Source organism: Fervidicella metallireducens AeB (assembly GCF_000601455.1).
Taxonomy (GTDB): Bacteria; Bacillota; Clostridia; order Clostridiales; family Caloramatoraceae; genus Fervidicella; species Fervidicella metallireducens.
This window is the reverse complement of the sequence record NZ_AZQP01000023.1, coordinates 1-25,210: the sequence shown is the minus strand read 5'-3', so window position 1 is coordinate 25,210 and position 25,210 is coordinate 1. Positions and strand designations below refer to the sequence as shown.

Sequence of the window (25,210 nt, the reverse complement as noted above, 5' to 3'; positions counted from 1 at the left end):
TGAATTTTGGAGGTAGTAGCAGTTAACATAAGCAGTGAAAAGGGAGTAATTAAAAAACCTGTTGATGAAATAACACTGATTGAAGATTACGGAATAGATAAGGATGCCCATGCAGGAAAATGGCACAGACAGGTTAGTCTTCTTGCGGTAGAAAGTATAGAGAAAATGAAAAAAGCTGGAGGAGAAAATTTAGACTATGGAGTATTTGCGGAAAATATAACTACTAGAGGTATAACCCTTCATACATTGAAGATTGGAACAAAGTTAAAGATAAATGAAGTGGTTTTAGAGGTAACGCAAATAGGAAAGGAATGTCATAATTCCTGTCAAATTAAAAAAATTGTTGGAGATTGTGTTATGCCAAGGGAAGGTATATTCACAAGAGTAATTAAAGGTGGTAAAATAAGACCTGAAGATAGAATAGAGATTCTATGATAGTAATTTAATTTGCAGTTTGGAGGTTGAATAAATGGCTGTAAGGGAAATTGTTCAAAAAGGACATCCAGCTTTGTCAAAGATAAGCGAACCAGTTAAAGACATAGATGATAGTATATTAAGTTTAGTTCAGGATTTAAAGGATACTCTTTATGCAGGGACAGGCATAGGTCTTGCTGCACCCCAGATTGCTGTGAATAAAAGGGTTATACTGATAGATCTAAGGGATGGAATGGAGCCAATAGTTTTAATAAATCCTAAGATAGTTGCAAAAACAGGAAAACAGGAAAGTGAAGAGGGTTGTTTAAGCTATCCAGGATATTATGGTTTCCTTGAAAGACCTAAAAAAGTTGTTGTCAGAGGACTTAACGTAGAAGGACAAGAGGTTGAATACAAAGGGGAAGAGCTTCTTTGCAGGGCATTCTGTCACGAAATAGATCATCTAGATGGAATTATGTTTACTGACAAGGCATACGAATTATATAAAGAAGAATAACTGATAAAATATAGGGGAGTTATTGGATAAAACCATTAGCTCCCTTTTGATTTTAATGTAAATTTAGCTTATGTTGACTTTAAACAACAAATATGGCTAAAAAATAATGAAATTAATAATACTAATAGATAAGTTAAAATAAAAATATATGAGAAAACAGATGTAAAGTGTAGACAATACAGGTGTCTTTACAGTATAATAATAACAAAGGAAAAAAATTATAGGGGGTTTTAACATGAAGACTAAAGAATTAGTTGTAGCGGCTTTACTTTCTGCTATGGCACTTTTAATTCCACTTGCTTTTGGAGGATTTTTAATGGTTTCTATACCTCCATTTACTGCAACGATAATGTCCCATGTACCATTGTTTTTATCAATGTTAATAAGTCCGTTAGCTGCAGTAATGGTTGGACTTGTTTCTGCACTAGGCTTTTTTATAAAACTCGGACCAATTGTAGGATCAAGGGCACTTATGCATGCCATTGTTGGATTTGTTGGAGCAAAGCTCATTAAAAGGGGACTACCTTATCCTGCTGCCCTTGGAATTACATTACCTATCCATGCAATTTTAGAGGCATTAGTAGTAATCCCATTTATGGGTCTTAATCTATATAAGGTGTTGGTAGTGGTAGCTCTAGGTACTGCAATTCACCACGCAATAGATTCAGCTATAGCTGTTTTCATCGCAGGGATTTTAAAAAAGTCACTAAAATTAAATGATATCCAGATTTTTGGTAATAAAAAAGTAAGTTAGTATAAAGCTTTAAATTAAAGATACCTTTAAAACTCCCCATATATATGTGGATTTTAAGTTAACAAACATATAAAATTTGCATAATTTATATTATGGCATTTTTACAACTTAAAGTAATGTGTATGGGGTGGTAAAAATTGAAGGGTATTATATTGTGTAGTGGGATAAAAACAAAATTAGATCCCCTTAACTACACCTGTCCTGAACCAATGCTCCCTATTGCCAATATACCCTTGATAGAATATACTGTGAAGCAACTTGTTGATGATGGAATAAAAAACATTGCAATAGTGGTTGGGGAAAATGGGCAGCAGTTTGTGGATTATCTAAGGGATGGAAATAGGTTAAATTGTAAAATAAAGTATTATTTTCATCACAAATCTGCAGGGACAGTTAATGCTCTTTTAAGGGCGAAGGATTTTATAGATGATGATGTTGTTGTAATATCAGGAGATAACTATTTTGATTTTTCTATAAAAAATCAAATCCGGGAATTTAGAGTAAAAAGATATGATGGAGTAGTGTTTACAAAGGAAGTTGAAAATATATGGGAACATACTATTGGACTGTATAAGGACAAGAGACTTGTAAGGGTAATTGATAAACCTAAGATTAATGAAAGCAATGTAGCTATAATGGGAATATATTTGTTCAAAGAAGAAACAATAAGGGGTTTATCAAAGTTAAGGCACCCTGACAAAGGAGAAAATGGTATAGCAGAGATTATACAGAATTTAATTGAGAAAGATGCCCATATACATTCTGAGATGATAACTTCTGAGTGCATAAACATTGGAAAAATAAAAAACTTGATTCAGTGCAACAAATATGTACTTTCAAAGGGCACAGAGAAAAATATAGCCGACTCTAGTTCAAAAATCTCAGATAGTACAATTGGAGAATTTGTATCTATTGGGAAAAGAACGGTAATCAAGAATTCCAAAATAGTGAACAGCATAATTATGGATGACTGCATAATTGATGGAGTTGAGATCAGTGACAGTATAGTTGGAAATTTTTCAACTATCTCTGGAAATGGAAAAATAAGAGGAGTCTTTGGACATAAGAGCAAGCTTTTTATAACAAATCGATGATAAAGTATGGGCACTTGATATTTATAAAATCAAGTGCCCAAATTATTATTCTTCAGTCTTTAATATTACATCTATAACAGCCTTAACATAGTTTTTATCATAACCCCAGTGCTTTATACCTGTTATTTTAAACTCACTGCTGTATTTTTCAAAACTTTCAGGTATAGTTATCTCAGATTTTATTCCGTTTCCACTTTCTAACAGGTTTACATATAGTATATTCTTTGCATTTAATTCTCTAAAACTTTTCATTGCATTATCAATATCAGTTGTAATTACAATCTGAGAAGTAGAGTACCCAAGATTTATAAGCTCGTTTTTTATAAGATTGGAAGTTCTTGTTTCATTATCTAAAAGCAAAATTCCGTCCCATTTAAATGGCATATTAATGATTTTTGTAACAAAGGTATTGGCAAATTTGTCGTTAAGATAAACAGATTCAGAAAATTTAAAGTTTATCCCTTTAGATGAGAGAATTTCAATAGGGATTTCTTTAGATATAATATCTTTAATTTCCTGGTTATGAGTATAATTTACAAAAACTATCTCACTGCAGCCATCGGTTATTGCAGAATTAACAGAATCTTTAATATCAGGTGAATATCCTTTAAAGGCAATATAGAAATAGTATGGTTTATAGTTAAGCAATGAGTTTTTTGTGTCTGCTGCCACTGCTAATAAATCTTTGTTTTTTGTGTTTATTCCAATTGAACTGTAGATTCTTTTCAATTTCAGCATGTAAAAGGGTTTAAATATGACTGGTACATTTTCGTAATAGTGATTTGCATAATAAGGGGTGTATTTTTCCATTTCACCTTCACAATAAAAAATAATTGCTTTTTTATTTTTAGTAAGATTTGTTACATCATGAAAATAGTAATTTGAAGGTTTAAAAATTATGTATGAGCACAGAGAGTAAAAAAGTAAAAAAATAGCGATGGATAACAAACACATATATCTACTGGGCTTTTTAAAAAACTTATTTGAAATAAAATAAGCAGCAATAGAAATTATAAGCAAGCTGATGAAAAGGGGATAATATCCATAGGGAGCACACATAATAAGTGCAGTAATACCACCCCATAAAACTGCAAATAAAAAAATCAGCAACAAAAACACCTCCATAAATCCTACATATTAAGTATATTTTAATTACAAACAGGTTATGAGTTATTAGGTAAGAAATAAGTGAAAGAAAAAATAAATAAATAGTTTCTTCAGATAAATATTTTCCATAATGTATTTTATATAAAATTTTTATGTTGTATAATATATGTAATAACAATGTTAAATAAAGGGAAATATATCCTTGAAAACTGTTTGGAGGTGTTTTTTATGGGAGCAATAGAAATTAAAAACAATATTTATTGGGTTGGGGTCAAAAATCCAGATCTTAGGATTTTCGATATTGTTATGAAAACTGAAAATGGAACTACATATAATTCATATTTAATTGTTGATGAGAAGATAGTTTTAGTAGATACAGTTAAAGACGGATATTTTAACGAATTTATCCAGAACATAAAAAGTGTTATAGGGGATAGGAATATTGATTACGTAGTTGTTAATCATACAGAACCTGATCATAGTGGTTCTGCTGGAAAGCTTTTAGAATATTACCCTGATGCTGTTGTTTATGCTTCAAGGGCAGCTATTATGAACCTAAGAAATATAATAAATAAAGATTTCAACAGTGTTGAAGTTAAAGAAAATGATGTTCTTAAGATTGGGGAAAGGACTTTAAGATTTATTTCAGCACCACTTCTTCATTGGCCAGACACAATTTTTACATATGATGAAAAGGATAAAGTGATTTTCACAGGGGATGCCTTTGGATGTCATTATTGTGGAGATGGAATTTTTAATGATGAAGCAGGAGATTTTTCTGATGAATATAAATATTACTTCAATGTAATTATGGGACCTTTTAAGAAAAATGTCATTTCCGCCATAGAAAAAATTAAGCCATTAGGTATAGACGTTATCTGCACAAGTCATGGACCAGTTCTTAGAGATAATCCAAGAAAGTATGTGGACATTTACTGGGATTGGAGCAAGGATGTTTTAGATATTCCAAAGAACAACTATGCACTTATTTTATATGTTTCAGCTTACGGATATACCAGAGAGATTGCAAAGGCAATAGCTGAAGGTTTAAAGGAAACAGGAGCAGAGGTTGACATCCATGATATTATAGAAACTGATATGAATGAAATAATTACAAAGGTTGATAAAGCAAAGGCACTTATTATAGGTTCACCTACTATAAATCAGGATGCGGTAAAACCCGTATGGGACGTTTTATCACTTGTGTCTCCAATGATGAATAGGGGTAAAGCAGCATTTGCTTTTGGCTCTTACGGATGGAGTGGTGAGGCAGTTCAGCTTATAAATGACAGATTAAAAGGACTAAAGTTTAAAACAATAGAGCCAGGTTTAAAAGTTCAGTTTGTACCAACAGAAGAAGATATTGAAAAAGCAAAATCAATTGGAAAAGAAATTGCAGCATTAATAAAATAGGAGCAGGAAACTGCTCCTATTTTAATTTAAACTTGTTTAGCTCTGTCATCATTCCCCTGCTGAGTTTACTTAAAGCTGCCGCAGATTCAGCAACTTCTGAAGTTGAAGTTGTCATATTATTGCTTGAGGCTGATATTTCTTCAGTTGAGGCTGATATCTCCTGTGCCAGTGAGGAGGCTGCCTCAATAAGAGACATAATGTTATCTGTTTCCTTATTTAAAGATTCATTAGAGTTATCTATGTTCTGTACCATAGGAAGTATTTCAGAAATTGAAGTTATAATGTTTTTAAATGATGAAATTGTAGTATTTATCGTATTTAATTGATTTACAAGGGCATTGCTTACGGTGTCCGTTGTATTAACAACTATTGAAGTTTCACTTGAAATTTCGTTTATTAATAAACCAATATTTGATGAAGAACGTTTTGATTGTTCCGCAAGTTTTCTTATTTCATCTGCAACAACTGCAAATCCACGGCCTGCTTCTCCTGCCCTTGCAGCTTCTATTGCTGCATTTAAAGCTAAAAGATTGGTCTGGTCAGCGATACTGTTTATTACATTAGTTATTTCATTAATTTTATTTATACTTATGTTTAATTTTGAAATTTTTGTTTTAACATCATCAAATGAGCTGTTAATATTATGTATTGAATCAATAAGCAGCTGTAGGTTGTTATTACTGTTATCTGCCATAGAACTTATATTTTCTGTGTTTGAAATTAAATTCTTTATTGAATTGGATATAGTATCCATTTCATTATCGAAATTGTTCAAGATGCCCATGATTTTTGATAATTCATCAGCCTGGGTTGAAGTCCCACTTGTAATATCATGAACAGAGCCTGAAACTTCACTTGAGGAGGCCGACATCTCTTCAGATATAGCAGCTAAAGACTGAGCATTTTCATTAATTTGTTCAAAGGTATTTTTAATTGAGCTAACAATACTATAGATATTTGATAAAGACATTTTTAGATAAGAATTCAACTGTCCAAACTCATTTTTAGCAGAATCATCGATTTCAATAGATAAATCACCCTCAGATATTTTTGTCAGGTTCTCCCTTAAATCATTTAAGGATTTCTTTATTAACTTAAGTAATATTACTGAAGAAGCACAAATTAAAATCAGGCAGGATAGAAACAGTATGGCAAAAATAACAATGCTGATTTTATATGTATTTTTGCTTTCTAAGTAAAGGTTTTCTGAAGCTTTATTATTTAAAACTATAAATTTGTTTATTTGAGCAATAACATCTTCGGCATTTGTTTCAAGTTCTTCAACTTCCAAATGACTATACATGGAGAAGTTGATAAATTTATCCCTTATACTAATCCAGTTATTCATATATTTAGAGAGAGACTGTTTTATGAGCTCCAGAGTTTTTGCTTCATTTTCCGTTAAATTTTTAAATTCTTTACTATTTAATATAAGCTGTATATCTCGATAAGAAGAATCAATATTTTCGGAATAGACCTCATTATAACCTAAGTCAGTTGTGTTTGTAATATTCATTTTTATAGTTTGTACTTCATTTAATACCTGATTCATTTGCATTGATAATGCCAATCTTTCTTTATATATTTTTTCTACGTTTGAGTTGATTTTAAAAATATCAAAGAAGCCTGTAATTCCTATAGCACATATAGAAAAAACAGATACTAAGGCCATAAAAATTATACCCTTTACAAGGCCTATATTATGAGTTTTTTTTCTTCTTACCTTATTTTTTTCCTTAAGTACTTTTTGCTTTTTTTTCATTCAGTATCCCCCCAGAGAATGTATAGATTTCATTATTTTAGTTATCGATATAAAAAAGAAAAAAATAATATTTTTTACATAAATAGTTAACAAAACAATATTACAAATGTCATCAAATTTCAACAATAAAAATTAATCAGAAAATTTAAAACGTAGAGTATAATAAATTTAAGGGAAAGCATCACTCAAATCCAATATAAATTATTATTTTTATAAGAAAGAAGGAATGGAGATGAAAAATATTAGTTATAAAGAATTGTTAACTTTATACAGTATCATTGCCATTTCCCCAGTAATCTTCGTGATACTCTACATCATAGTTAAATGGATAGGGATAAATGAATAGGGACAGTTAATTATTTTTGCTATAGTAATATATAAAATAGTTCTATATAAATTTTACTGATAGTTGAATATATTGTGGTTAATGAAGTATAATTTTCATGTATTTGTACAAATTAACATAAGGAAGATAGTCTTCAAATATAATTTCCAAGAGGTGATAAAATGTTAGAAAAAAAAGAAATAATTGAACGTCTTAAAAAAGAAGGTTTCTCAGAAATCGACGAGATAAAGTACAAAAAAGATATGCTTGTACTTAATTTTTTCTACGAGTTCGATGATACAGAATTAGATGGGGCAAAGGAATATGCAAATGAAAATTACGATGAGTCAAAAGGAGAATCAGATTGGTATGATGTATATTTCTTACCATACCTTACTGACATAGCAAGTGATAATGTAAGAGAAATAGTAGAAGAGATATGTGAAGATATGGATATACAGGGAGAGTTTGTTGCATACGAAATGGATAAAAACAGTTATGAACAATGTGAGTTTACTATTGTTTTTGCTGATGAGGATAAGGATTTTGATATTGACGAAATACTTGAAGAATTGGAAATATAAAAATTGCCTGATGGCAATTTTTTATTTGTTAAATATTATGCTTATTGAAATTAGTCAATCAATTTTAAATTAAATGAAGTTATAAGATTTATTGTAAAACATCTAAAAAATATAATTAATTGAAAATTCTGAATATAGAATTTGTTAAAAAAATAATTTCAATAAATATTGACCTTTTGACTTTAAAGTGATAAAATAAGTTTATAATTAATTCAATAAATTTACTTCAAATTGTATAAAAATTCAATAAATTAGAATTTATTATTATGTGATCCATGTGCCATTCCTCTGGAATGGTGTTACCCCCTATAAGTAATAAAACACCCCCTTTTGGGGGTGTTTTATTTTAAGCTAAATCTTTATATTGAAGCTGATAGAGATTATAATATAGACCCTCCCTTTTCAATAATTCTTCATGGGTACCTGTTTCACGTATTTTCCCTTTATGGAGAACTATAATTTTATCTGCTTTTTTTATTGTAGAAAGTCTATGGGCAACAATTATTGTTGTTCTATTTTCTGTTATCTTCTCCAAGGCATCCTGTATAAGGCTTTCTGTTTCTGTATCTATATTTGCAGTGGCCTCATCAAGTACTAAAATGGGTGGATTAAAGGCAATGGCTCTGGCAAAAGCAATAAGCTGACGTTCTCCCTGAGAGAAAGTAGTTCCCCTTTCGTTCACATATGAGTCATATTTGTCTGGAAGTTTTTCAATAAATTTATCTGCATTTACATATCTTGCTGCTGAGATGATGGTTTCATCAGAAATCTCATCATTGTTTAAACGAATATTTCCCTTTATATCTCCTGTGAATAGGAAAACATCCTGAAGAACTGTTGCTACATTTTTTCTTAGATCTTCTTTATTCATATTTTTAATGTTGATACCGTCGATTAAGATTTCTCCTTTTTGAATATCATAAAACCTGCTAATCAGGCTTATTATTGAGGTTTTACCTGCTCCTGTTGCACCTACAAAAGCAACCTTTTCCCCAGGGTTAATTTTAAAGCTTACATCCTTTAAAACCCAATCATTTTCTTTATATGCAAACCAAACGTTTTTAAATTCTATCTCTCCCTTTAAAGTTTCTATGCTAACAGGATTATCTGGATTTTTAATTCTTTCATCCTTGTCAAGTAACATAAATATTCTCTCAGATGATGCCATAGAAGACTGAAGGATATCATATTTTTCGCTTATATCATTTATTGGTTGAAAGAATTTCTGAAGATAACTTACAAAAGCAAAAAGAATACCAAAGGTTAAATTATTATTTATAACCCTTATTCCACCAAACCATAAAAGAGCTGCTAGAGCAAGGGAATATACTAAATCAATAAAAGGTCTGAAAATGGCAATTATCTGTAATTGATGATAGGAGGCATCAAAATACTCTCTATTAATATTCGCAAACTCTTTATATTTTTTTTCTTCCTTAGCAAAAATCTGAACTATTTTCATACCTGATATATTTTCTGAGAGAAAGGCATTTATTCTGGCTAGTTTTACCCTGACATCTCTATAGGCTTCTCTGTCATATCTTTTAAATATAATGATTGCAGCCGTTATCACTGGGATAACAAAGAGGGTTATCAAAGCTAGTTTGACATTCAGTAAAAACATTGCAACGAGAATAAATATGATTAAAAATGCGTCTTTTATTAGATTAAGTAAAACACTTGTATACATTTCATTAAGTGTTTCTACGTCATTGGTGATTCGAGTTACAAGTCTTCCAACAGGATTGCTGTCAAAAAACGATAGTGATAAATCTTCTACATGCCTAAACAGTTTTTGACGTATATCAAAAATTATTTTCTGCCCCGTCTTTGAAATAAGATAAACCTGAATATATCCTAATAGAAATACCAAGATTGATAAAAAAAGCATTAACATGGTTTTATTAAGAACACCTTTAGCATCCGACCTTCTTACTTCCTTTATTTCTGAAGGTTTAATTTTATATGATTTGAAGATATTTTTACCCTGTAGAAGTTTATCGCCTACAAATTTATAGGGTTCCTTATGATTGACCCTGCCTTCAACAAGATAGTAGGCATTATCAGAATAAACAATAGAAGCTTTAACAGCATTTTTTATGTTTCCTTCTTTAATATAAAGGTCTCCAATTTTCCAGCTCTCAGGGGAGTAAGATTTCAGGATGCTGTAATCTCTTGTATAGCCATTTATATTATTATCTATTACATCCTTCACAAGTTTTGGTATATAAAGATCGGCTATTGTTAAAACAAACATTATTATAATAACAAGGCCAAAGGATGAAAGGTATGGTTTGGTAAATGTAAGAAGTCTTCTCATTAGTTTAGAATCATATTCTTTTACTACAGCTTCTTCCATCTGAAAATTTTCCATATCCTACACCTCCTCACTCTGAATTTTTTCTTCTATTTGCTGTTTATCAAATATACTTTTATAAATTCCATTCATCTCAATCAGTTGGCTGTGAAGTCCCATTTCAACGATTTTTCCATCATCAAGGACAACAATCAGGTCAGCATCCTTAACAGCTGAAATCCTATGGGAAATAATTATAGAAGTTTTTTCCTTCATTATATTTTTAAGGTTAGAGAGTATATTCACTTCGGTCTTAGCATCAACAGCTGAAAGACAATCATCGAAAATAAGGATTTTTGGATTTTTAATCAAGGTCCTTGCAATGCTTATTCTCTGTTTTTGTCCCCCAGATAATGTAACCCCTCTTTCTCCAACTATCGTATCGAATCCATCCTTAAAGTTTAATATATTGTCGTAAATATCTGCTGCTTTAGTGCTTTCAATTATTTCAGCCATATCAAGCTGCTCCAAAGGAAGATTTATGTTTTCAGTTATTGTAGTAGAAAATAAAAAGGAATCCTGTGGTACAAAACCTATACTCTCCCTTAATATTTTTAAAGGGATTCTGTTGATATCTATTCCGCCAATAAAGATAGTATTATCATTAACGTTATATAGTCTAAGTAAGAGGTTTACCAAAGTACTCTTTCCACTTCCTGTTTTCCCTATAATACCTAGTGTTTGACCTTCTTTTACTGTAAGATTAATATTTTCCAGTGCAGGTGACTCAGTATCAGGATATTTGAAAGTAAGGTTTTTAATTGAAATATCCCCATTCAGGTATTTAAGGTCCTTAACATCATTATCAAAAACATCAGGTTTTTGGTGTAGTATATTTTCTATTCTCTCAAGTGAAGCAAGTCCCCTTTGAATTATGTTAATAACCCAACCAAATGCCATCATAGGCCATACTAAAGTTCCTATATACATGTTAAAGGCAATAAAGTCCCCTAATGAAATATATCCATATATTACATATGTTCCTCCTACACCAGTGAGAAAGACAAAGCTTAGGGAAGCAATAAATTCAACAAGAGGAAAAAACATTCCCCATATTTTTACTAATTCCATATTTGTCTCATAGTTATGTTGATTTTCCTTGGTAAACTTTATATATTCCTTTTCTTCTTGAACAAAGGATTTAATTATTCTTATACCTGAAAAATTTTCCTGAACTATATCTGTAAGTTTTGAGAAAGATTCCTGAACCTTTAGAAATTTGTTGTGAATTATCTTACCAAATTTTGTGGCAACTAGAGCTACGAAGGGTAGAGGTATAAGTGAGATTAAGGTTAATTTAACATTTATAGAAAGCATTATTGAAAGTGTAGTAATTGTTAATACAATGGCATCGGTTATCATGATAATTCCCTGACCTAAGGTCATTCGGACTGCATTTAAATCATTGGTCGCCAGTGCCATCAAATCCCCTGTTTTGTGTTGATTATAAAAGTTTTGTGAGAGTTTTTGAAGATGTTGAAAAAGTTTATTTCTCATATCAAATTCTACAAGGCGTGCGGAGCCGAAAATATAAATTCGCCAGATGTATCTACCAATTGCCATTGAAAATGAAATTAAAACTATGAGGGATATATATTTTATAAGATGAGCCTTTGTTGCATTTCCCTTTGACAATAAATCAGTTAAATAGCCAATAAGTTTTGGAGGTATCAATTGAATTAAGTCTATTAACAGCAGGAATGTAATTCCTATTAAGTATCTAAATTTATATTTAGAAGTATATCTGATTAGTGATTTAAATTTATTCATATAATTCCTCCCTTCCCTCTGTATTAATAATTATAGTATTAATTTACAAAATTTATCAAGTCGAAATTTTCGAAATACGAAAAATTAATATTATGCTATAATATGGTTATAGTAAGCTACAAGAATAGAAATTTTGGCGGTGGTATGTATGAAAGCACTAGTGCTGTTTGGAAGCCCAAGGGAAAAAGGAAATACCTGGTTATTAACAAATGAGTTTATTAAGGGATTAAAGGAGGCAGATATTGAGGTAGTTTTTATTGATACGACAAAAATGAAGGTCAATCCATGTAATGGCTGCCTTGCCTGTGAAAAAACTGGGAAGTGTGTCATAAGTGATGATATGAATTTGATCTATAAAGAAATAGAGGACTGTAAGATATTGATTTTATCCTCTCCGGTATATTTCGCTGGAGTATCAGCTCAGCTGAAATTGGTTATTGATAGGTGTCAAGCTTTGTTTAGTAAGAACTTTAAGGGTAACTTACCTTTAAGTGATAAGAAAAGAGGATATTTAATATTTACTTCAGGGAGGAGTAGTGAAAAAATGCTTCAATCAATGGAACTATGTGCAAAATATTTCATGTTATCATGTAATAGTACACTTGTAGAAAGTATCTATGCAATGGGATTAGATAGAGTAAAAATTGATGATGAATTTTTAAAAAGCATATATAAAAAAGGAATTAAAGCAGGGAGGTTATAAAAATGTATTTTGAAAGTGCAGGAAAATTAAATACTCAAAAGACAATAGAACTGGCAATAAAAGCTTCTATGGATAGGAATATTCAAGATATTGTTGTAGCATCTAATACAGGATATACAGCTGAGTTTTTAAAGGGACTTGATAAAAATATTGTAGTTGTAACACATGTAAATGGTTTTAAAGAACCAGGAGTTATGGAAATGCCTAGGGAAACTATAGAAAAATTAAAGGGCTATGGATTTAATGTTTATACTGGTACCCATGTTTTATCAGGAGCAGAAAGAGGACTTTCAAGAAAGTTTACAGGAGTTTATCCTGTGGAAATAATTGCAAATTCTTTAAGGATGTTTGGACAGGGGGTTAAAGTTGCTGTGGAGATTTCAGTAATGGCACTAGATGCAGGTTTAATACCCTATGGCAAGGATATTATAGCGATAGGTGGAACTGGCTATGGTGCAGATACTGCAGTTATATTAAGACCTTCACATGCAGCTACAATATTGGATACTAAAGTTAAAGAAATTATCTGTAAGCCATTGTAACATAAATGAATGAATAATAAGCGTTATAGGTGCATATACATGTATATAACCTGACATTTTGGATAGAATCTCATTAATGAGTAATTATTAGTACTTTTGGGAGGCAGGTTATGGAGATAAGACGATTGTATAAGCAGGAAAAGATTTTTCTTTTAAAGGAATCTTTTTCAGCAGCACTAATTATAATGCTTTTTTATTTAATTATATCATCAATAAGTTTTAAGAATTCCTTTGAAGAAGCATTGAAGAATATGGATTACAAAAAACTTTACAGCTATATTGAAAGCCCAGATTTTTCAGAAAATATTTTTAAGTCATATATGAAACATAACTTTGGTGAAAATTATGAGATAGTTGGTAAAAATAATTTAAAAGATGAGATTGTTTTTAACCTACAGACTGATCAGGGAGTAAAAAATATAAGCGTAAATAAAATTAAAGGAAAATATGTTTGGATATTTAATGACTATATCTATAACTGGCATATTAAATTACCAAACAATGCAAGGTTATTTATTAATGGTGAAGAATTTAAAAATATTGATGGAGAAGTTTTAATTAGCAAAATCCCCTTTGCAACCTACGATGTAGATGTTGAAATGAAAAACTGTGATAAGTACCATTCAAGGTTGATGGCTGGTCAGGATATGGAGATAAAGCTTAATGTTTCAAAGGAAGTGGTAAAAAAATGTGAAGAAATAATAAAGGAGTACTTAAAGTTTAAGGAAAATGCTGTTAATAATAGGAAGCTAATAGAAATCAATTGTATAGATAAAAATTCAGGGGTTTATAATGAAGTTGCTGAAGAAATTAAATGGTTAAATCAGCAGGACTATAAGATAAACAAGAAATTTATATCCCTTAAAACAGAAAATGCTGTTATAGACAGTAATGGAACTATTTATATTGATGTTATAGAGCAATGGAATTCGTATCTTATAGCAGATGGAAATAAAAGCAATAATATTGAGACCAATAAAATAAGATATATAATAGAAACCCTTAATGGTTTCAAAATTATCCAATTTAAAACAATTGAGGATACAGTTTACTAGTTTACAATATGCTAAACTGCACACTCTATAATTAATAAAATGAAAGGAGTGTGTAAAATGAGAGGACGTTTTTTCAGTGGTTTAGCAGCTGGAGCTTTGTTAGGTGCAGCAGCAGGAATGATGATGATGCCACAGATGGATTATAGAACAAGACGAAGGGTAAAAAGAGCAGGAAAGAGATTAGGACACATGACTCAGGATTTAATGGACAATATGAGAGAATATCGAAGATAAACCGGAATTCCCGGTTTATTTTTTTTGAAAGTTTTTCATTTATTTAAAGTAATTTTTTTAACAATTTGACAAATATCTATATATTTTTGTAATTTTTTTGTATAATAGAAACAGTATATATTAACAGAGGGTGATGAATATGGAAATATTAACCTTAGGGGAAAAGATAAAGGCAAAAAGAAAAGAAATGAATATGACACTGAAGGAGCTTGCAGGAGATAGAATTACTCCTGGACAAATAAGTCTCGTTGAATCAGGTAAATCCAATCCAAGTATTGATTTACTGGAATACATGGCAGAGAAATTAAATACCGATATTGAATATTTTATGGAAAGTGAAGAAAAACAGGCGGCTAAGATTTGTGAATTCTATTCTAATATTGCTGAGTCAGCTATTAATAGTGGCAACAAGTTAAGGGCACAGGAGGTAATTGATAAGGGAATTCATTATGCTCAGAAATATAATTTAAGTTATTTCAAGGGAAAACTTGAAATGGCCCTGGCAAATTTAAAATTTATCAATGAAGAATATGAAGAGGCTCAACAATACTGTCTTTCAGCAAACAGTGTGTTTTTAAAAACTGAGAATATAGAAGAAATTGTAAAAAGTTTTATTCTTCTTGGAATTATTACACTTAAGATGGGATACATACCTACCTCTTTAAACTATTTTATGCAGGCAGATAATATTTTAAATGAAAGTAACTATATGAATGAAATGCTAAAGGCAAGGATATACTTTTACATTGCATCCTGCCATAGTAAGATGAACAACGTTTCCCAGGCAATAGATTTTGCTATGCTGGCAAGGGACAAGCTCAATGTTCTTGGAAATAAGAAGGAATATGCTGAAACCCTTATGATTTTAAGTATTGCATACAGTCAGGAAAAGAAAATTAAAGAAGCACTGAAATATGCAAAGGAAGCAAGTAAAATATTTAATGAAATAAATGATGTTCGTGAAATGGCAGATATTGAAACAAACCTTGGAGTGATATTTGCCAAGGGAAACAACATGGATGAATCCTTCTTGCATTTAAATAAAGCTATAAAATTAAAGCAGGATATTAAGGATGAGACTTTGGCTGATACAATGTTAAAGATATGTGATAATTATATACAGATATGTGATTATGAGAAGGCTAAGGAAATCGTTGATGAGGTTTTAAATGTAATTGATGATGAGCAGCACATGTATAGAATTAAATGCTATGAATATCTTTATAAAATAAATCAAAAAATGAATAATGCCCCTAAAGCAGAAGAAACATTACTAACAGCAATAAGATACATTGAAACTTTAGGATATAAAAAACAGCTTGCTGACTTTTCAATACTTCTTGGTAAATTCTATATTGAAATAGGTGAAAAGGAGCTGGCATTGAATTATATAAACAGGGGATTAGAAATATTTAAAGAAATGGGAATTATATTAAATGAATAAATAAAAATTTAGTAAAAACTGTACAAAGAGTACAGTTTTTATTTTAAAACTTTAATCAGGATTAAAGAATAATATTATAAACATATAACATGTCAAATTTAAGTAGATTTTATAAAAAAGAAGGAATTTTATAAAAATTGAAGAATATTATAGAAAATAATGTATTATTCTGGTGAACAGCTTAAGGTTATGAAGTAGGTGAAATTATGAATTTAAATCTGGGGGAAAAAATAAGAAAGAGAAGAAAACAGATGGGACTTACATTAAAGGAGTTAGCTGGTGACAGGGTTACGGCTGCTCAGATAAGTGCTGTAGAAAAGGGAAAATGCAAACCCAGCAGTGCTTTATTAGAATATATATCAGAAAAATTAGAAGTTGATGTTGATTATTTTATATTAACAGAAGAAGAAAGATATAGAAAAAAATTCAGCTTAATAAAGGAAGAATGTGAAAACCTATTTAATGAAAAAAAATATGATGCTGCTGCTGAGAATGTTGAAAAGGCTAAGGATATATTTCAATATCTGGATGATTCGCAGAAAGGCTATTTTTACTATATAAAGGGAAAATGCCATTATACTCAGAATAACTATAATGCAGCTTTTGAACTTAATATTCAGGCTCTTACATATTACCTCAAGACAAAAGAAATTCAGACAATAGTTGATATTTTCTTTAAAATAGGTACATGTTTATATCATACTGAGAAGTATGATATGGCAGTTGGATATTATTTAAGTGCATACAGAAACGCTAATCAAGAAACAGATAAAAATCTTGTTGCAAAAATTCTATACAACATATCCCTATGCTATATAAGTCTTAAAAAATATAACGAAGCAAAGGAATTTATCGAAAAAACATATGATTTTCTTAATAAAAACGATTTCAGCAAAAAAGAAAGCTTATATCCTGGATTAGAAATGATGAAGGGACTCATAATAATTGAACAGAAAGAAAATCAGGAAGGAATAGAAAATTTCGATGAAGCCTTTGAGAGATATAAAAAAGAAGGGGATATTGCTGGTATGGGAAGGGCTAGAAATAACGCGGCTCTTTGTCTTTGGGAAATTGGGGATAGGGAAAAGGCTATAGAATATATAAATGAAGCTATCGAATATAAGGAGAATAGTGAGGATAGTATCTAGTTGAGAGTTATTTAAATTTAGCGGATTTTTATAAACAGCTTAATAAACTGGATAAATCAATGGAAGTCTTAGAGAAGGCTGAAAACGTTATGATAAAGGATAATAATACAGATGGGTTAGTTTCAGTTTTTAAAACAAAATTTGAATATTTAGCAGAGCTTAAAGACTTTATGAGAGCCGAGATTACTGCATTTTTAGCTGTAGATTTAATACAAAAAATAGGGGACATAAAGGAGGAAGCACAAATGTATTTAAAGCTATCAGAGATGTATAAAAACAACAATGATGAAAAGGCAGCTTTAGAATATATGATGAAAGCTAATAAACTCCTTGAACAGATTTAATAGTATAGTGTTAAAAAAGTAGATATAGGTAGAAAAAAGTCAAAAGGTGTTAATATCATTTTTGTTATTATTTGTGTATAATTAATAGAAAATGGAATTAACATCTTTTTTATAGAATGAGGGGGAGTTAATATGGAGTTTAATGGATTAACTGGGGTAGACTTTGATTATTTTAAAAATAAGGATAAATTAGCAAAGGAGGAGTATGAAAGGGTTAGAAATGATTTAAAAATGCATTTTAGAGCACTATGTTATCAAATGCAGAAAAATCATCATAGCAAAACTGGGGGAGTGCTGGAACTACAGAGGGATTTTCATAGTTTTAACAAGAAGAGTACTGATATATATAGTGAATACAAGGGTGGTTTTAATGATTCCAAGGTGATTATAAAATTAGATAAGGATGCCCTCAGTATTGAAGCCATATTTTCTTCCTCTACGAAGGATGAGGCTTATAAAATAATTGATATTTTAACCAGTAAAAAAATGAAATTATGGGAGTTTGTATTATCAAGCAAGTTTATGCATATGCATGTTGAATTTAGCAAAAAAAATAGAAAATCCAATGAACTGAAGTTAAATTCCCTTGAGATAAACAATAAAAATTATGATAATTTTATTTTGTTTATTGAGAATAATATAAAAGAAGATAATTTTATTTTTAACTTGAAGATAGGTTATTCTTACCCCAAAAATGAATGTATCAAGCAGGGAAAGAATTTAGTAAATCTATCGTACAACTCATTGATAAATGTAAAGGAAATGATAGAGAAAATTTCTTAATTAAAGAGTTTGGAGGAGTTAGGATGCCTAAGGTTTTAAAGGTTGTGGACAGAAGAAGATGTATAGGATGTCTCTCTTGTCGTCAGGCTTGTGCCAGGTTAAGGGGTGAATTTTCAGCTGCTAATTCAGCTATAGACGTAAAAACATCAGGTGGTTTTACAGGGGAATTTGTTATAAACATATGTAGAGCCTGCAATGAGCCAGCATGTATGGAGGCTTGTAAATTTAATGCATTAACTTTAAGAAAAGGCGGGGGAGTTGTTTTCCACAAAAATAATTGTGTAAGATGCGGTCAGTGTGCGAAGGCTTGTTCTGTATCCGCCATAAGGATGGATGAGGATAAATATCCTATTATATGTAGCCATTGTGGATATTGTGCAAAATACTGTCCCCATAGGTGCATAACCACAAAGGAGGTTTAGAATATGCTTGGTAAAGATTATATTAACGTCTTATATATAGACTTAGAAAAAGAAGAATTCAGATATGAAGAGAGAAAGGATTTAGTAAAATACATAGGTGGAACAGGTGTTGCTGCAAAGTTACTAGATGAAAACATAAAACCTGATTTAGATCCGCTTGATCCTGAGCAGCCTATAATATTTGCAAATGGACCATTGTCCTTTGTTATGCCGGTTTGTACAAAGGTAGTTGCAACCTTTTACTCCCCTCATACAAAGGAATATGGGGAAAGTCACGCAGGTGGCAGGTTGGCTATGGCTATGCGTTTCAGTGGGATAGATGCAATGGTTATTACAGGAAGGGCAAAGCATCCTGAGTATCTTGTTATTGATGATAAGGTAAAATTTAAGGATGCAAGGGCAATCTGGGGACTCTCTGTTGAGGAAACAGGGAAAATTTTCAGACAGCATACAGGTGGCAGTGGTATAAGAAGTTCCATGAGAATAGGAAGAGCAGGAGAAAATCTGGTTACATATGCGGGGATAAATGTAGATACCTACAGACACTTTGGCAGACTTGGACTTGGGGCTTGTTTTGGCTCTAAACTGCTAAAGGGTATAGTTATTATAGGTGATAATTCTATACCAATAGACAATGGTTATAGAAAGAAATACAGAGATGTATATGATAAAATATATGATACAGTAATAAAAACCGACGTAATGAAAAAATATCATGAGGTTGGAACATCAATTAATGTTATTCCACTAAATGAAATGAATTCTTTACCTTCCTTAAATCTGCAGAATACGAAAATTGATTTTGCTGATGATATTTCAGGGGAGAGGTTTGCAAAGGAAACCTTAGTCAGAAAGGTTGCTTGTTCAGGATGCCCTATTGGCTGTATTCACATAGGTCAATTTAGAAGGGAATTTGATGTAGGTTATGAGTTTGAAACAGTTGATGTCTCTTATGATCATGAGCTTGTATTTGCACTTGGAAGCTTTTTAGGACTAAAAACAACAAATGAGATTCTTCAACTTATTGATGTTGTTGAGAGTGAAGGACTTGATGCTATTTCAACCGGAGTTGCTTTAGGATGGGCAACTGAGGCCTATAAAAGGGGTATCATAACCATTGATGATACTTTGCTGCCATTAGACTTTGGAATACTTCAGAACTATATGGTTGCTGTCAAATACATAGCATCAAGGAAAAATAAATTCTACAAAGATCTGGGATATGGCGTTGATTATGCATCAAATATATATGGAGGTAATGATTTTGCTGTCATCTTGGTGGTAACGAAATGCCAGGTTATCACACAGGATATGGCAGTGTTGTTGGATTTGCTGTGGGTTCAAGACATTCACACCTTGATAATGGTGGATATTCCTTTGACCAGGCAGGAGTTAAGGAAGAAGATATATTAAAAAATCTTCTCTTTGAAGAACTAGAGAGAAACATTTTAACAAGCCTTGTTATATGTTTATTTGCAAGAAAAGTATATTCAAGGGAAGTTATAATCGAAGCACTTGATTCTGTAGGAATAAAAGTTACAAATGAGGAACTTACAAAAACAGCAAAAGAAATTTTAAAACTAAAATATGAAATAAAGAAAAAATTAGGCTACAGTCTTGACAGTGTGAAAATACCAGAAAGATTTTTCCAGACCAAAACTTTAAATGGAAAACTGGATAGTGAAAAGGCAAAGAAAATGGTTGAGATGTATAAGAAAATGATAGAAGAATTATAAGGATGGGGAAAACCCCATCCTTTTATGTTATATTTTAAATTTCTCAACCTGTGAAGATAAGGTATTTGCCAGTTGCTCAAGCTGCTTTGCTGATTCTTCAACTTCAAGAATAACTCTTTTTTGCTCGTTAGTTGTACCTGCCATTTCTTCAGTATTTTTAACAGTTTGTTCAATAGAGTGATTTATATTGTTAATAACAGCAGACATCTCCTCAGCAGCTGCAGACTGTTCTTCTGAGGCAGCTGCAACCTCCTCAATGTGGTTGTTAAGTGATTTTATTGAAGAAACTATTTTATCAAGGGCTTCCATAACTAGCAATGAATTTTGTGTTCCTTCTTCAACAAGTTTGATTTCCTGTTCAGTTGTACTTACAGCTGCCTTGACCTTACTTTGTATGCTGACAATAAGATTTTCAATATTTTTAGCAGCTGAGCTGCTTTCCTCAGCCAGTTTTCTAACTTCATCTGCAACAACTGCAAAACCACGGCCAGCTTCCCCAGCTCTTGCAGCTTCAATAGCAGCATTTAAAGCCAGAAGGTTTGTCTGGGAAGCAATTGTAGTAATTGTTTTTACAATAGTATCTATTTGATTTGAAGCTTCATATAACTCACCAACTACAAGGTTGATATCTTCAGCAGAATCCTTGATTTTTGCCATAGATTTTGCTGCCAAATCAACCGATTCATAACCTGAGGTTGCTATTTTTACAGACTCTTCGCTATTGTCCTTTACTTTTTGAACAGCCATAGCAACGGTTTGAGCATTTGAAGCCATCTCTTCAATTCCTGCATTAGCTTCTTCCAGGCTTGCAGCGTTGTTTTGTGCAGAGGCTGCTATCTCTCCTATTGAATCGTTGATGTTATTCATGGCATTTACTGAAACCGCTGAAGTTTTAAGCATATCTTCTGATGCACCTAAAAGCTGTTTTGATGAAGATACTATATCCTTTAATAGATTTCTCTGGGTTTCAACAAGGTTTTTAAAGCTTAGCTGAATCTGACCAATTTCATCAGCCCTATTTGCATCTATATCAATAGTATAGTCACCTTCCTCTGCTTTTTTCATAAGTTCTGAAAGTTTGTTAAGTGGATTGGTTATCTTCTTGGTGTAAACAAATCCTATAAATGAACTTATTATTGCCATTATAACAACTAAAGCAAATATAATATATGTAGACTGTTTTAAGTTGCTTGCATATTCTGTTGAGCCTATACTTGCCACAGAGAGCCAGCCAGTTTTTTTAGATTGGCTTATACCCATTATCTTGTCTGTGCCTTGGAAGTTGTATTTAATATTTCCTTCTTTTTTGCTTATAAGTTCCTTTCCCCAGTCATATTTTTCTGCAATGTTTGTTAAGATTAAATTATTATCCTTATGGGCTAAAATTACTCCATTAGGAAGTAATAAAGAAGCATAACCTGTCTGTCCAACTTTAGTCTGTGCTATTTGTTCACAAAGCTTTGTAAGTTCAACATCAAGTCCAACAACGGCAGTTTTTCCCTTGGTTGTCATAACTGACTTTGCCAGTGTAACGACTAATTTTCCTGTTGATGAGCTTTTATATGGTTCTGTAATAATTATAGTGTTAGGAAACTGGGTAGCCTGTTTATACCAAGGTCTTTGTGTTGGATCATAACCATCTGGGAGCTTGGTATAAGGATATTTAAACATTTCTTTATCACTTGTTCCAACGTATGCAAATAACAGATTTCCGTTGGTTTCCTGTGTTCTTTTAAGTTCAGCCATCAATGGAGTTTCATTCAGGTTTATAACTGAATCCATAGATGAAAGTGCATTTAAAGAATTTTCAACTGAAATAATAAAAGAATCAATATAAGCAGCCTTTTCAGTTGCAATTTGATGGGTTAATTCGTTAACCTTTTCAATTACAAGTTTATTTGCCTGGAAAACTGAAAAGGTAGATGCAATAATTATAGGAATCGTTGATAAAATAATAAAGATTGAAATTAGCTTAAATTTGATAGAACTTTTTCTTCTCATTTTGAATCCTCCTCAATAGCTATTACATAAATAGTTTTCGAGAAAAAATTCTAAAACTTTATACAAATTGTAAAATAATTAAATATATTGTTAAAACAAGCTATAATTACCATAAAAACAGGAACCATCAATATGGTTCCTGTTTCAGGATCTATATTTAATATATCGTCTCTCCAGGGCAGTTACTGCTTCATACATAAGATAGGCAGCTATTGAAAGAATCAATATACTGACCATTACCATATCAAGTTGAGCAACCTGACCGCCAAAGACAATTAAAAATCCTAGTCCCTCTTTGGCTACAAGAAATTCACCTACAATAACACCAACCCAGGAAAGTCCGACATTTATTTTAAGTGCCGAAATCATCGTTGGTATACTGGCTGGAAGAACTACATATTTTAGTATCTGAAACTTGTTTCCTCCAAGGGTTTTTATAAGTTTTATCTTATCATCATCAACCTCTTTAAATCCAGAGAGTACAGAGATTATTGTTACAATAAGGGATATCATAAGTGCCATCATTATAATGGCAGGCTGACCGTTTCCAATCCAGAAAATCAATATAGGCCCAAGTGCAATCTTAGGTAGGGCATTTAGAACAACTAAATAAGGGTCTAATACCTTGCATATAAAGTCTGACCACCACAAAATTATTGAAATCAGAGTTCCGATTACTGTGCCTAAGAGGAAGCCTACGATTGTTTCATAGCAAGTTACAAAAATGTGCCTAAAGAGCATTCCTTCACCGTAAAGCTTCACTAAAAACTTAAACATTCTGCTAGGCTGACTCACAAGGAATGGATCAACAAGCTTATATCTTGCGGTAAGCTCCCATTGTATGAAAAATACAAGAAGTATTATAATCTGTGTTAAAACTATAAGATTTTTTCTTCTCTTAACTCTTTTTAAGAAAATCTGATGTTCCTTTGATAAATTATTATTCAACATGGACATCCAGCTCCTTCCATATGGCATTGAAATAATGCCTGAATTCTGGAGCTTCTCTGGATTTAAGTGGAGTTCTATTTTCAATAGAAAGGTTAATATTTAAAATGTCTTTAATTTCTGCAGGACGTTTAGTTAAAATTATTACCCTGTCAGCAATTGCAATGGCCTCAGAGATATCATGGGTTACCATAACAGCAGTTTTACCTTCATCCTTTATAATTTTATAAATTTCATCTGAAACTGCCAGTCTTGTTTGGTAATCAAGTGCAGAGAAGGGTTCATCCAACAGTAGTATTTCAGGATTAACAGCAAGTGTCCTTATTAATGCAACTCTCTGACGCATACCACCGGAAAGCTGTTGGGGATAATAGTTTTTGAAATTTTCAAGTCCATATTTTTTTATCATGTAATCAACCCTTTGGATATTTTCACTGCTCAGTTTCCCTTGTATCTCAAGGCCTAGAGTTATATTTTTGTAGATAGTTCTCCACTCAAAAAGATGATCCTTTTGAAGCATGTAACCGATTTTACTGCATTCATTACAAGGGTTTTGTATTTCCTTGTTATTTAATAATATTTTCCCCTCAGAAGGATGAATAAGACCTGCAATTAATGAAAGAAGGGTTGATTTTCCACAGCCAGATGGACCTACTATGCTTACAAATTCACCTGAATTAACTTCAAAGTTCAGGTTATTTAAGGCAGGAGTCTCACCTTCTAATGTGTGATATCTCATTGATAAGTTTTCTATTTTAAGAAGAGCCACTATTATCCCCTCCAGAATAACTATTTAATGTTTTTTACTGCATCCTCAGCAAATTTATTGTTTACAATATCAGTAAAAGGTGGTCGTTTTGGAATCAAATCAGCTTTATATGATTGAATAACATCCATTAATCTGCTTAGGGATTCTTCCTTTAATTCAGGTGTTTTATTCCAAGTATCCTGTGCTTTATATCTATCAACAACCATAGTTAAAACGTCAATATCTGAACCTGGGAAAAAGCTTATTACTGCCTTTGCAACGTCTTCTGACTTGCTTTTTTCAACCCAAAGCTGACCCCTATAAATTGCTCTTGTAAATTTTTTTATAATGTCAGGATTTTTCTCCATATATGATTTTGTACTGAAGAAACAAGTATATGGTATTTCTCCTGATGCTTTACCTATAGATGCAACTATATATCCTGAAGCATCCTTTTGAAGCATACTTGCTGTAGGTTCAAATAGTGTTACATAATCTCCAGTTCCAGATTTAAAAGCCGTTGCAGTTGCTGTAAAGGCAAGATTAGTTATTACATTTACATCCTTTCCAGGTGTTAGGCCGTGGTTTCTTAAGACATATTCAAAACTCATTTCAGGTACCCCGCCAGGTCTGCCGCCTATTACTGTTTTTCCCTTTAAATTTTCCCATTGGAAATTTTCTTCCTTTGTTCTACCAACAAGGAATGAGCCATCTCTTTTAGTAAGTTGTGCAAATAAAACTGCATAATCATCTCTTCCTTGATTATAAAGATAGATAACCTGCTCTGGACCACAGAAACCGATATCGGCATTTCCAGATAAAACCTGCTGCATTGTTTTATCTGCTCCCTGACCAGTTGAAAGTTCTATTTCTATACCTTCATCTTTAAAGTATCCATTATTTATTGCAGCGTACATTGGTGCATAGAAAATGGAACGAACCACTTCATTTAATCGAATTTTTACTAATTTATCATCCTTTTGTTTACCACATCCGTAAAAGCCAG

General features: G+C 31.6%; 23 protein-coding genes and 2 pseudogenes. 17 read left to right on the top strand and 8 right to left on the bottom strand.

Annotated elements, in window-relative coordinates; translation table 11 throughout:
- Positions 1-3 precede the first annotated feature (3 nt).
- From Q428_RS08135 to Q428_RS08120, 4 genes are all read left to right on the top strand, one after another.
- Positions 4-435, top strand: coding sequence for an MOSC domain-containing protein (locus tag Q428_RS08135; RefSeq protein WP_035379898.1), 432 nt, complete (start codon positions 4-6; stop codon positions 433-435).
- Between the two features lie 34 nt (positions 436-469).
- Entirely contained in the window at positions 470-931 is a 462-nt protein-coding gene (def, locus tag Q428_RS08130; RefSeq protein WP_035379896.1) for a peptide deformylase, read from the top strand.
- Between the two features lie 235 nt (positions 932-1,166).
- The gene (locus Q428_RS08125) at positions 1,167-1,685 is read left to right on the top strand and encodes a hypothetical protein (RefSeq protein WP_035379894.1); all 519 of its coding nucleotides are present in this window, start codon (positions 1,167-1,169) and stop codon (positions 1,683-1,685) included.
- 137 nt (positions 1,686-1,822) lie between these two features.
- Positions 1,823-2,779, top strand: coding sequence for a sugar phosphate nucleotidyltransferase (locus tag Q428_RS08120; RefSeq protein ID WP_035379892.1), 957 nt, complete (start codon positions 1,823-1,825; stop codon positions 2,777-2,779).
- Between the two features lie 45 nt (positions 2,780-2,824).
- Here Q428_RS08120 and Q428_RS15165 read toward each other — a convergent pair whose 3' ends face one another.
- Positions 2,825-3,517 carry a hypothetical protein gene (locus Q428_RS15165; protein WP_161633609.1) on the bottom strand — a complete coding sequence of 231 codons (693 nt, stop codon included), beginning with the start codon at positions 3,515-3,517 and terminating at the stop codon, positions 2,825-2,827.
- Between the two features lie 597 nt (positions 3,518-4,114).
- Here Q428_RS15165 and Q428_RS08110 point away from each other — a divergent pair.
- Positions 4,115-5,299, top strand: a complete 1,185-nt coding sequence (locus Q428_RS08110) for an FprA family A-type flavoprotein (protein ID WP_035379888.1) — start codon at positions 4,115-4,117, stop codon at positions 5,297-5,299.
- A gap of 16 nt (positions 5,300-5,315) precedes the next feature.
- On the opposite strand, the gene Q428_RS08105 is transcribed toward Q428_RS08110, so the two are convergent.
- The gene (locus Q428_RS08105; RefSeq protein ID WP_051515056.1) at positions 5,316-7,061 is read right to left on the bottom strand and encodes a methyl-accepting chemotaxis protein; all 1,746 of its coding nucleotides are present in this window, start codon (positions 7,059-7,061) and stop codon (positions 5,316-5,318) included.
- A 507-nt stretch (positions 7,062-7,568) separates the two neighbouring features.
- On the opposite strand from Q428_RS08105, the gene Q428_RS08100 reads away from it, so the two are divergent.
- Positions 7,569-7,970: a hypothetical protein gene (locus Q428_RS08100; RefSeq protein ID WP_035379886.1), complete on the top strand. Its 402-nt coding sequence runs from the start codon at positions 7,569-7,571 to the stop codon at positions 7,968-7,970.
- A gap of 346 nt (positions 7,971-8,316) precedes the next feature.
- Here Q428_RS08100 and Q428_RS08095 read toward each other — a convergent pair whose 3' ends face one another.
- Both Q428_RS08095 and Q428_RS08090 read right to left on the bottom strand, forming a co-directional pair.
- Positions 8,317-10,344 carry an ABC transporter ATP-binding protein gene (locus Q428_RS08095; protein ID WP_035379884.1) on the bottom strand — a complete coding sequence of 676 codons (2,028 nt, stop codon included), beginning with the start codon at positions 10,342-10,344 and terminating at the stop codon, positions 8,317-8,319.
- A gap of 3 nt (positions 10,345-10,347) precedes the next feature.
- The gene (locus Q428_RS08090; RefSeq protein WP_035379882.1) at positions 10,348-12,096 is read right to left on the bottom strand and encodes an ABC transporter ATP-binding protein; all 1,749 of its coding nucleotides are present in this window, start codon (positions 12,094-12,096) and stop codon (positions 10,348-10,350) included.
- Between the two features lie 148 nt (positions 12,097-12,244).
- Between Q428_RS08090 and Q428_RS08085 the strand changes: the two genes are divergently transcribed.
- From Q428_RS08085 to Q428_RS08045, 11 genes and pseudogenes are all read left to right on the top strand, one after another.
- A complete protein-coding gene (locus Q428_RS08085; protein ID WP_051515055.1) occupies positions 12,245-12,799 on the top strand; it encodes a flavodoxin family protein in 555 nt (184 codons plus the stop codon).
- Positions 12,800-12,801: 2 nt separating this feature from the next.
- Positions 12,802-13,341 (top strand): pyruvate kinase alpha/beta domain-containing protein, encoded by a 540-nt coding sequence (locus Q428_RS08080; RefSeq protein WP_035379880.1) that lies wholly within the window; start codon positions 12,802-12,804, stop codon positions 13,339-13,341.
- Positions 13,342-13,451: 110 nt separating this feature from the next.
- The gene (locus tag Q428_RS08075) at positions 13,452-14,396 is read left to right on the top strand and encodes a hypothetical protein (protein ID WP_035379878.1); all 945 of its coding nucleotides are present in this window, start codon (positions 13,452-13,454) and stop codon (positions 14,394-14,396) included.
- 57 nt (positions 14,397-14,453) lie between these two features.
- Positions 14,454-14,630 (top strand): YtxH domain-containing protein, encoded by a 177-nt coding sequence (locus Q428_RS15160; RefSeq protein ID WP_152539093.1) that lies wholly within the window; start codon positions 14,454-14,456, stop codon positions 14,628-14,630.
- 139 nt (positions 14,631-14,769) lie between these two features.
- The gene (locus tag Q428_RS08070; protein ID WP_035379876.1) at positions 14,770-16,074 is read left to right on the top strand and encodes a helix-turn-helix domain-containing protein; all 1,305 of its coding nucleotides are present in this window, start codon (positions 14,770-14,772) and stop codon (positions 16,072-16,074) included.
- A gap of 206 nt (positions 16,075-16,280) precedes the next feature.
- Positions 16,281-17,222 (top strand): helix-turn-helix domain-containing protein, encoded by a 942-nt coding sequence (locus tag Q428_RS08065; protein WP_035379874.1) that lies wholly within the window; start codon positions 16,281-16,283, stop codon positions 17,220-17,222.
- A 14-nt stretch (positions 17,223-17,236) separates the two neighbouring features.
- A pseudogene (locus Q428_RS16365) lies at positions 17,237-17,290 on the top strand (hypothetical protein); the annotation flags it as partial.
- The gene (locus tag Q428_RS16550; protein ID WP_035379872.1) at positions 17,282-17,566 is read left to right on the top strand and encodes a hypothetical protein; all 285 of its coding nucleotides are present in this window, start codon (positions 17,282-17,284) and stop codon (positions 17,564-17,566) included. The pseudogene Q428_RS16365 and the gene Q428_RS16550, both read left to right, overlap by 9 nt.
- Positions 17,567-17,698: 132 nt before the next feature.
- Positions 17,699-18,349 carry a hypothetical protein gene (locus Q428_RS08055; RefSeq protein WP_035379870.1) on the top strand — a complete coding sequence of 217 codons (651 nt, stop codon included), beginning with the start codon at positions 17,699-17,701 and terminating at the stop codon, positions 18,347-18,349.
- A 23-nt stretch (positions 18,350-18,372) separates the two neighbouring features.
- Complete coding sequence (locus Q428_RS08050) at positions 18,373-18,771, top strand: 4Fe-4S binding protein (protein WP_035379868.1); 399 nt, start codon at positions 18,373-18,375, stop codon at positions 18,769-18,771.
- A 3-nt stretch (positions 18,772-18,774) separates the two neighbouring features.
- Positions 18,775-20,507 (top strand): annotated as a pseudogene (locus Q428_RS08045) (aldehyde ferredoxin oxidoreductase N-terminal domain-containing protein).
- Positions 20,508-20,534: 27 nt separating this feature from the next.
- Here Q428_RS08045 and Q428_RS08040 read toward each other — a convergent pair.
- The 4 genes from Q428_RS08040 to Q428_RS08025 form a co-directional block, all read right to left on the bottom strand.
- Entirely contained in the window at positions 20,535-22,508 is a 1,974-nt protein-coding gene (locus Q428_RS08040; protein WP_035379866.1) for a methyl-accepting chemotaxis protein, read from the bottom strand.
- A gap of 144 nt (positions 22,509-22,652) precedes the next feature.
- Complete coding sequence (locus Q428_RS08035; RefSeq protein ID WP_035379864.1) at positions 22,653-23,459, bottom strand: ABC transporter permease; 807 nt, start codon at positions 23,457-23,459, stop codon at positions 22,653-22,655.
- Positions 23,449-24,195 carry an ABC transporter ATP-binding protein gene (locus Q428_RS08030; RefSeq protein ID WP_035379925.1) on the bottom strand — a complete coding sequence of 249 codons (747 nt, stop codon included), beginning with the start codon at positions 24,193-24,195 and terminating at the stop codon, positions 23,449-23,451. The genes Q428_RS08035 and Q428_RS08030 overlap by 11 nt, the downstream gene beginning before the upstream one ends.
- A 50-nt stretch (positions 24,196-24,245) precedes the next feature.
- Positions 24,246-25,210, bottom strand: a 965-nt coding sequence (locus tag Q428_RS08025; protein WP_035379862.1) for an ABC transporter substrate-binding protein, incomplete at its 5' end; no start/stop codon positions are given.

Excerpts from the sequence above, each read along its gene's own strand:
- def (WP_035379896.1), top strand. The coding sequence starts at position 470 with ATGGCTGTAAGGGAAATTGTTCAAAAAGGACATCCAGCTTTGTCAAAG.
- Q428_RS08125 (WP_035379894.1), top strand. The coding sequence starts at position 1,167 with ATGAAGACTAAAGAATTAGTTGTAGCGGCTTTACTTTCTGCTATGGCA.
- Q428_RS15165 (WP_161633609.1), bottom strand. The coding sequence starts at position 3,517 with ATGCTGAAATTGAAAAGAATCTACAGTTCAATTGGAATAAACACAAAA.
- Q428_RS08110 (WP_035379888.1), top strand. The coding sequence starts at position 4,115 with ATGGGAGCAATAGAAATTAAAAACAATATTTATTGGGTTGGGGTCAAA.
- Q428_RS08105 (WP_051515056.1), bottom strand. The coding sequence starts at position 7,061 with ATGAAAAAAAAGCAAAAAGTACTTAAGGAAAAAAATAAGGTAAGAAGA.
- Q428_RS08100 (WP_035379886.1), top strand. The coding sequence starts at position 7,569 with ATGTTAGAAAAAAAAGAAATAATTGAACGTCTTAAAAAAGAAGGTTTC.
- Q428_RS08095 (WP_035379884.1), bottom strand. The coding sequence starts at position 10,344 with ATGGAAAATTTTCAGATGGAAGAAGCTGTAGTAAAAGAATATGATTCT.
- Q428_RS08090 (WP_035379882.1), bottom strand. The coding sequence starts at position 12,096 with ATGAATAAATTTAAATCACTAATCAGATATACTTCTAAATATAAATTT.
- Q428_RS08085 (WP_051515055.1), top strand. The coding sequence starts at position 12,245 with ATGAAAGCACTAGTGCTGTTTGGAAGCCCAAGGGAAAAAGGAAATACC.
- Q428_RS08080 (WP_035379880.1), top strand. The coding sequence starts at position 12,802 with ATGTATTTTGAAAGTGCAGGAAAATTAAATACTCAAAAGACAATAGAA.
- Q428_RS08075 (WP_035379878.1), top strand. The coding sequence starts at position 13,452 with ATGGAGATAAGACGATTGTATAAGCAGGAAAAGATTTTTCTTTTAAAG.
- Q428_RS15160 (WP_152539093.1), top strand. The coding sequence starts at position 14,454 with ATGAGAGGACGTTTTTTCAGTGGTTTAGCAGCTGGAGCTTTGTTAGGT.
- Q428_RS08070 (WP_035379876.1), top strand. The coding sequence starts at position 14,770 with ATGGAAATATTAACCTTAGGGGAAAAGATAAAGGCAAAAAGAAAAGAA.
- Q428_RS08065 (WP_035379874.1), top strand. The coding sequence starts at position 16,281 with ATGAATTTAAATCTGGGGGAAAAAATAAGAAAGAGAAGAAAACAGATG.
- Q428_RS16550 (WP_035379872.1), top strand. The coding sequence starts at position 17,282 with ATGGAAGTCTTAGAGAAGGCTGAAAACGTTATGATAAAGGATAATAAT.
- Q428_RS08055 (WP_035379870.1), top strand. The coding sequence starts at position 17,699 with ATGGAGTTTAATGGATTAACTGGGGTAGACTTTGATTATTTTAAAAAT.
- Q428_RS08050 (WP_035379868.1), top strand. The coding sequence starts at position 18,373 with ATGCCTAAGGTTTTAAAGGTTGTGGACAGAAGAAGATGTATAGGATGT.
- Q428_RS08040 (WP_035379866.1), bottom strand. The coding sequence starts at position 22,508 with ATGAGAAGAAAAAGTTCTATCAAATTTAAGCTAATTTCAATCTTTATT.
- Q428_RS08035 (WP_035379864.1), bottom strand. The coding sequence starts at position 23,459 with ATGTTGAATAATAATTTATCAAAGGAACATCAGATTTTCTTAAAAAGA.
- Q428_RS08030 (WP_035379925.1), bottom strand. The coding sequence starts at position 24,195 with ATGAGATATCACACATTAGAAGGTGAGACTCCTGCCTTAAATAACCTG.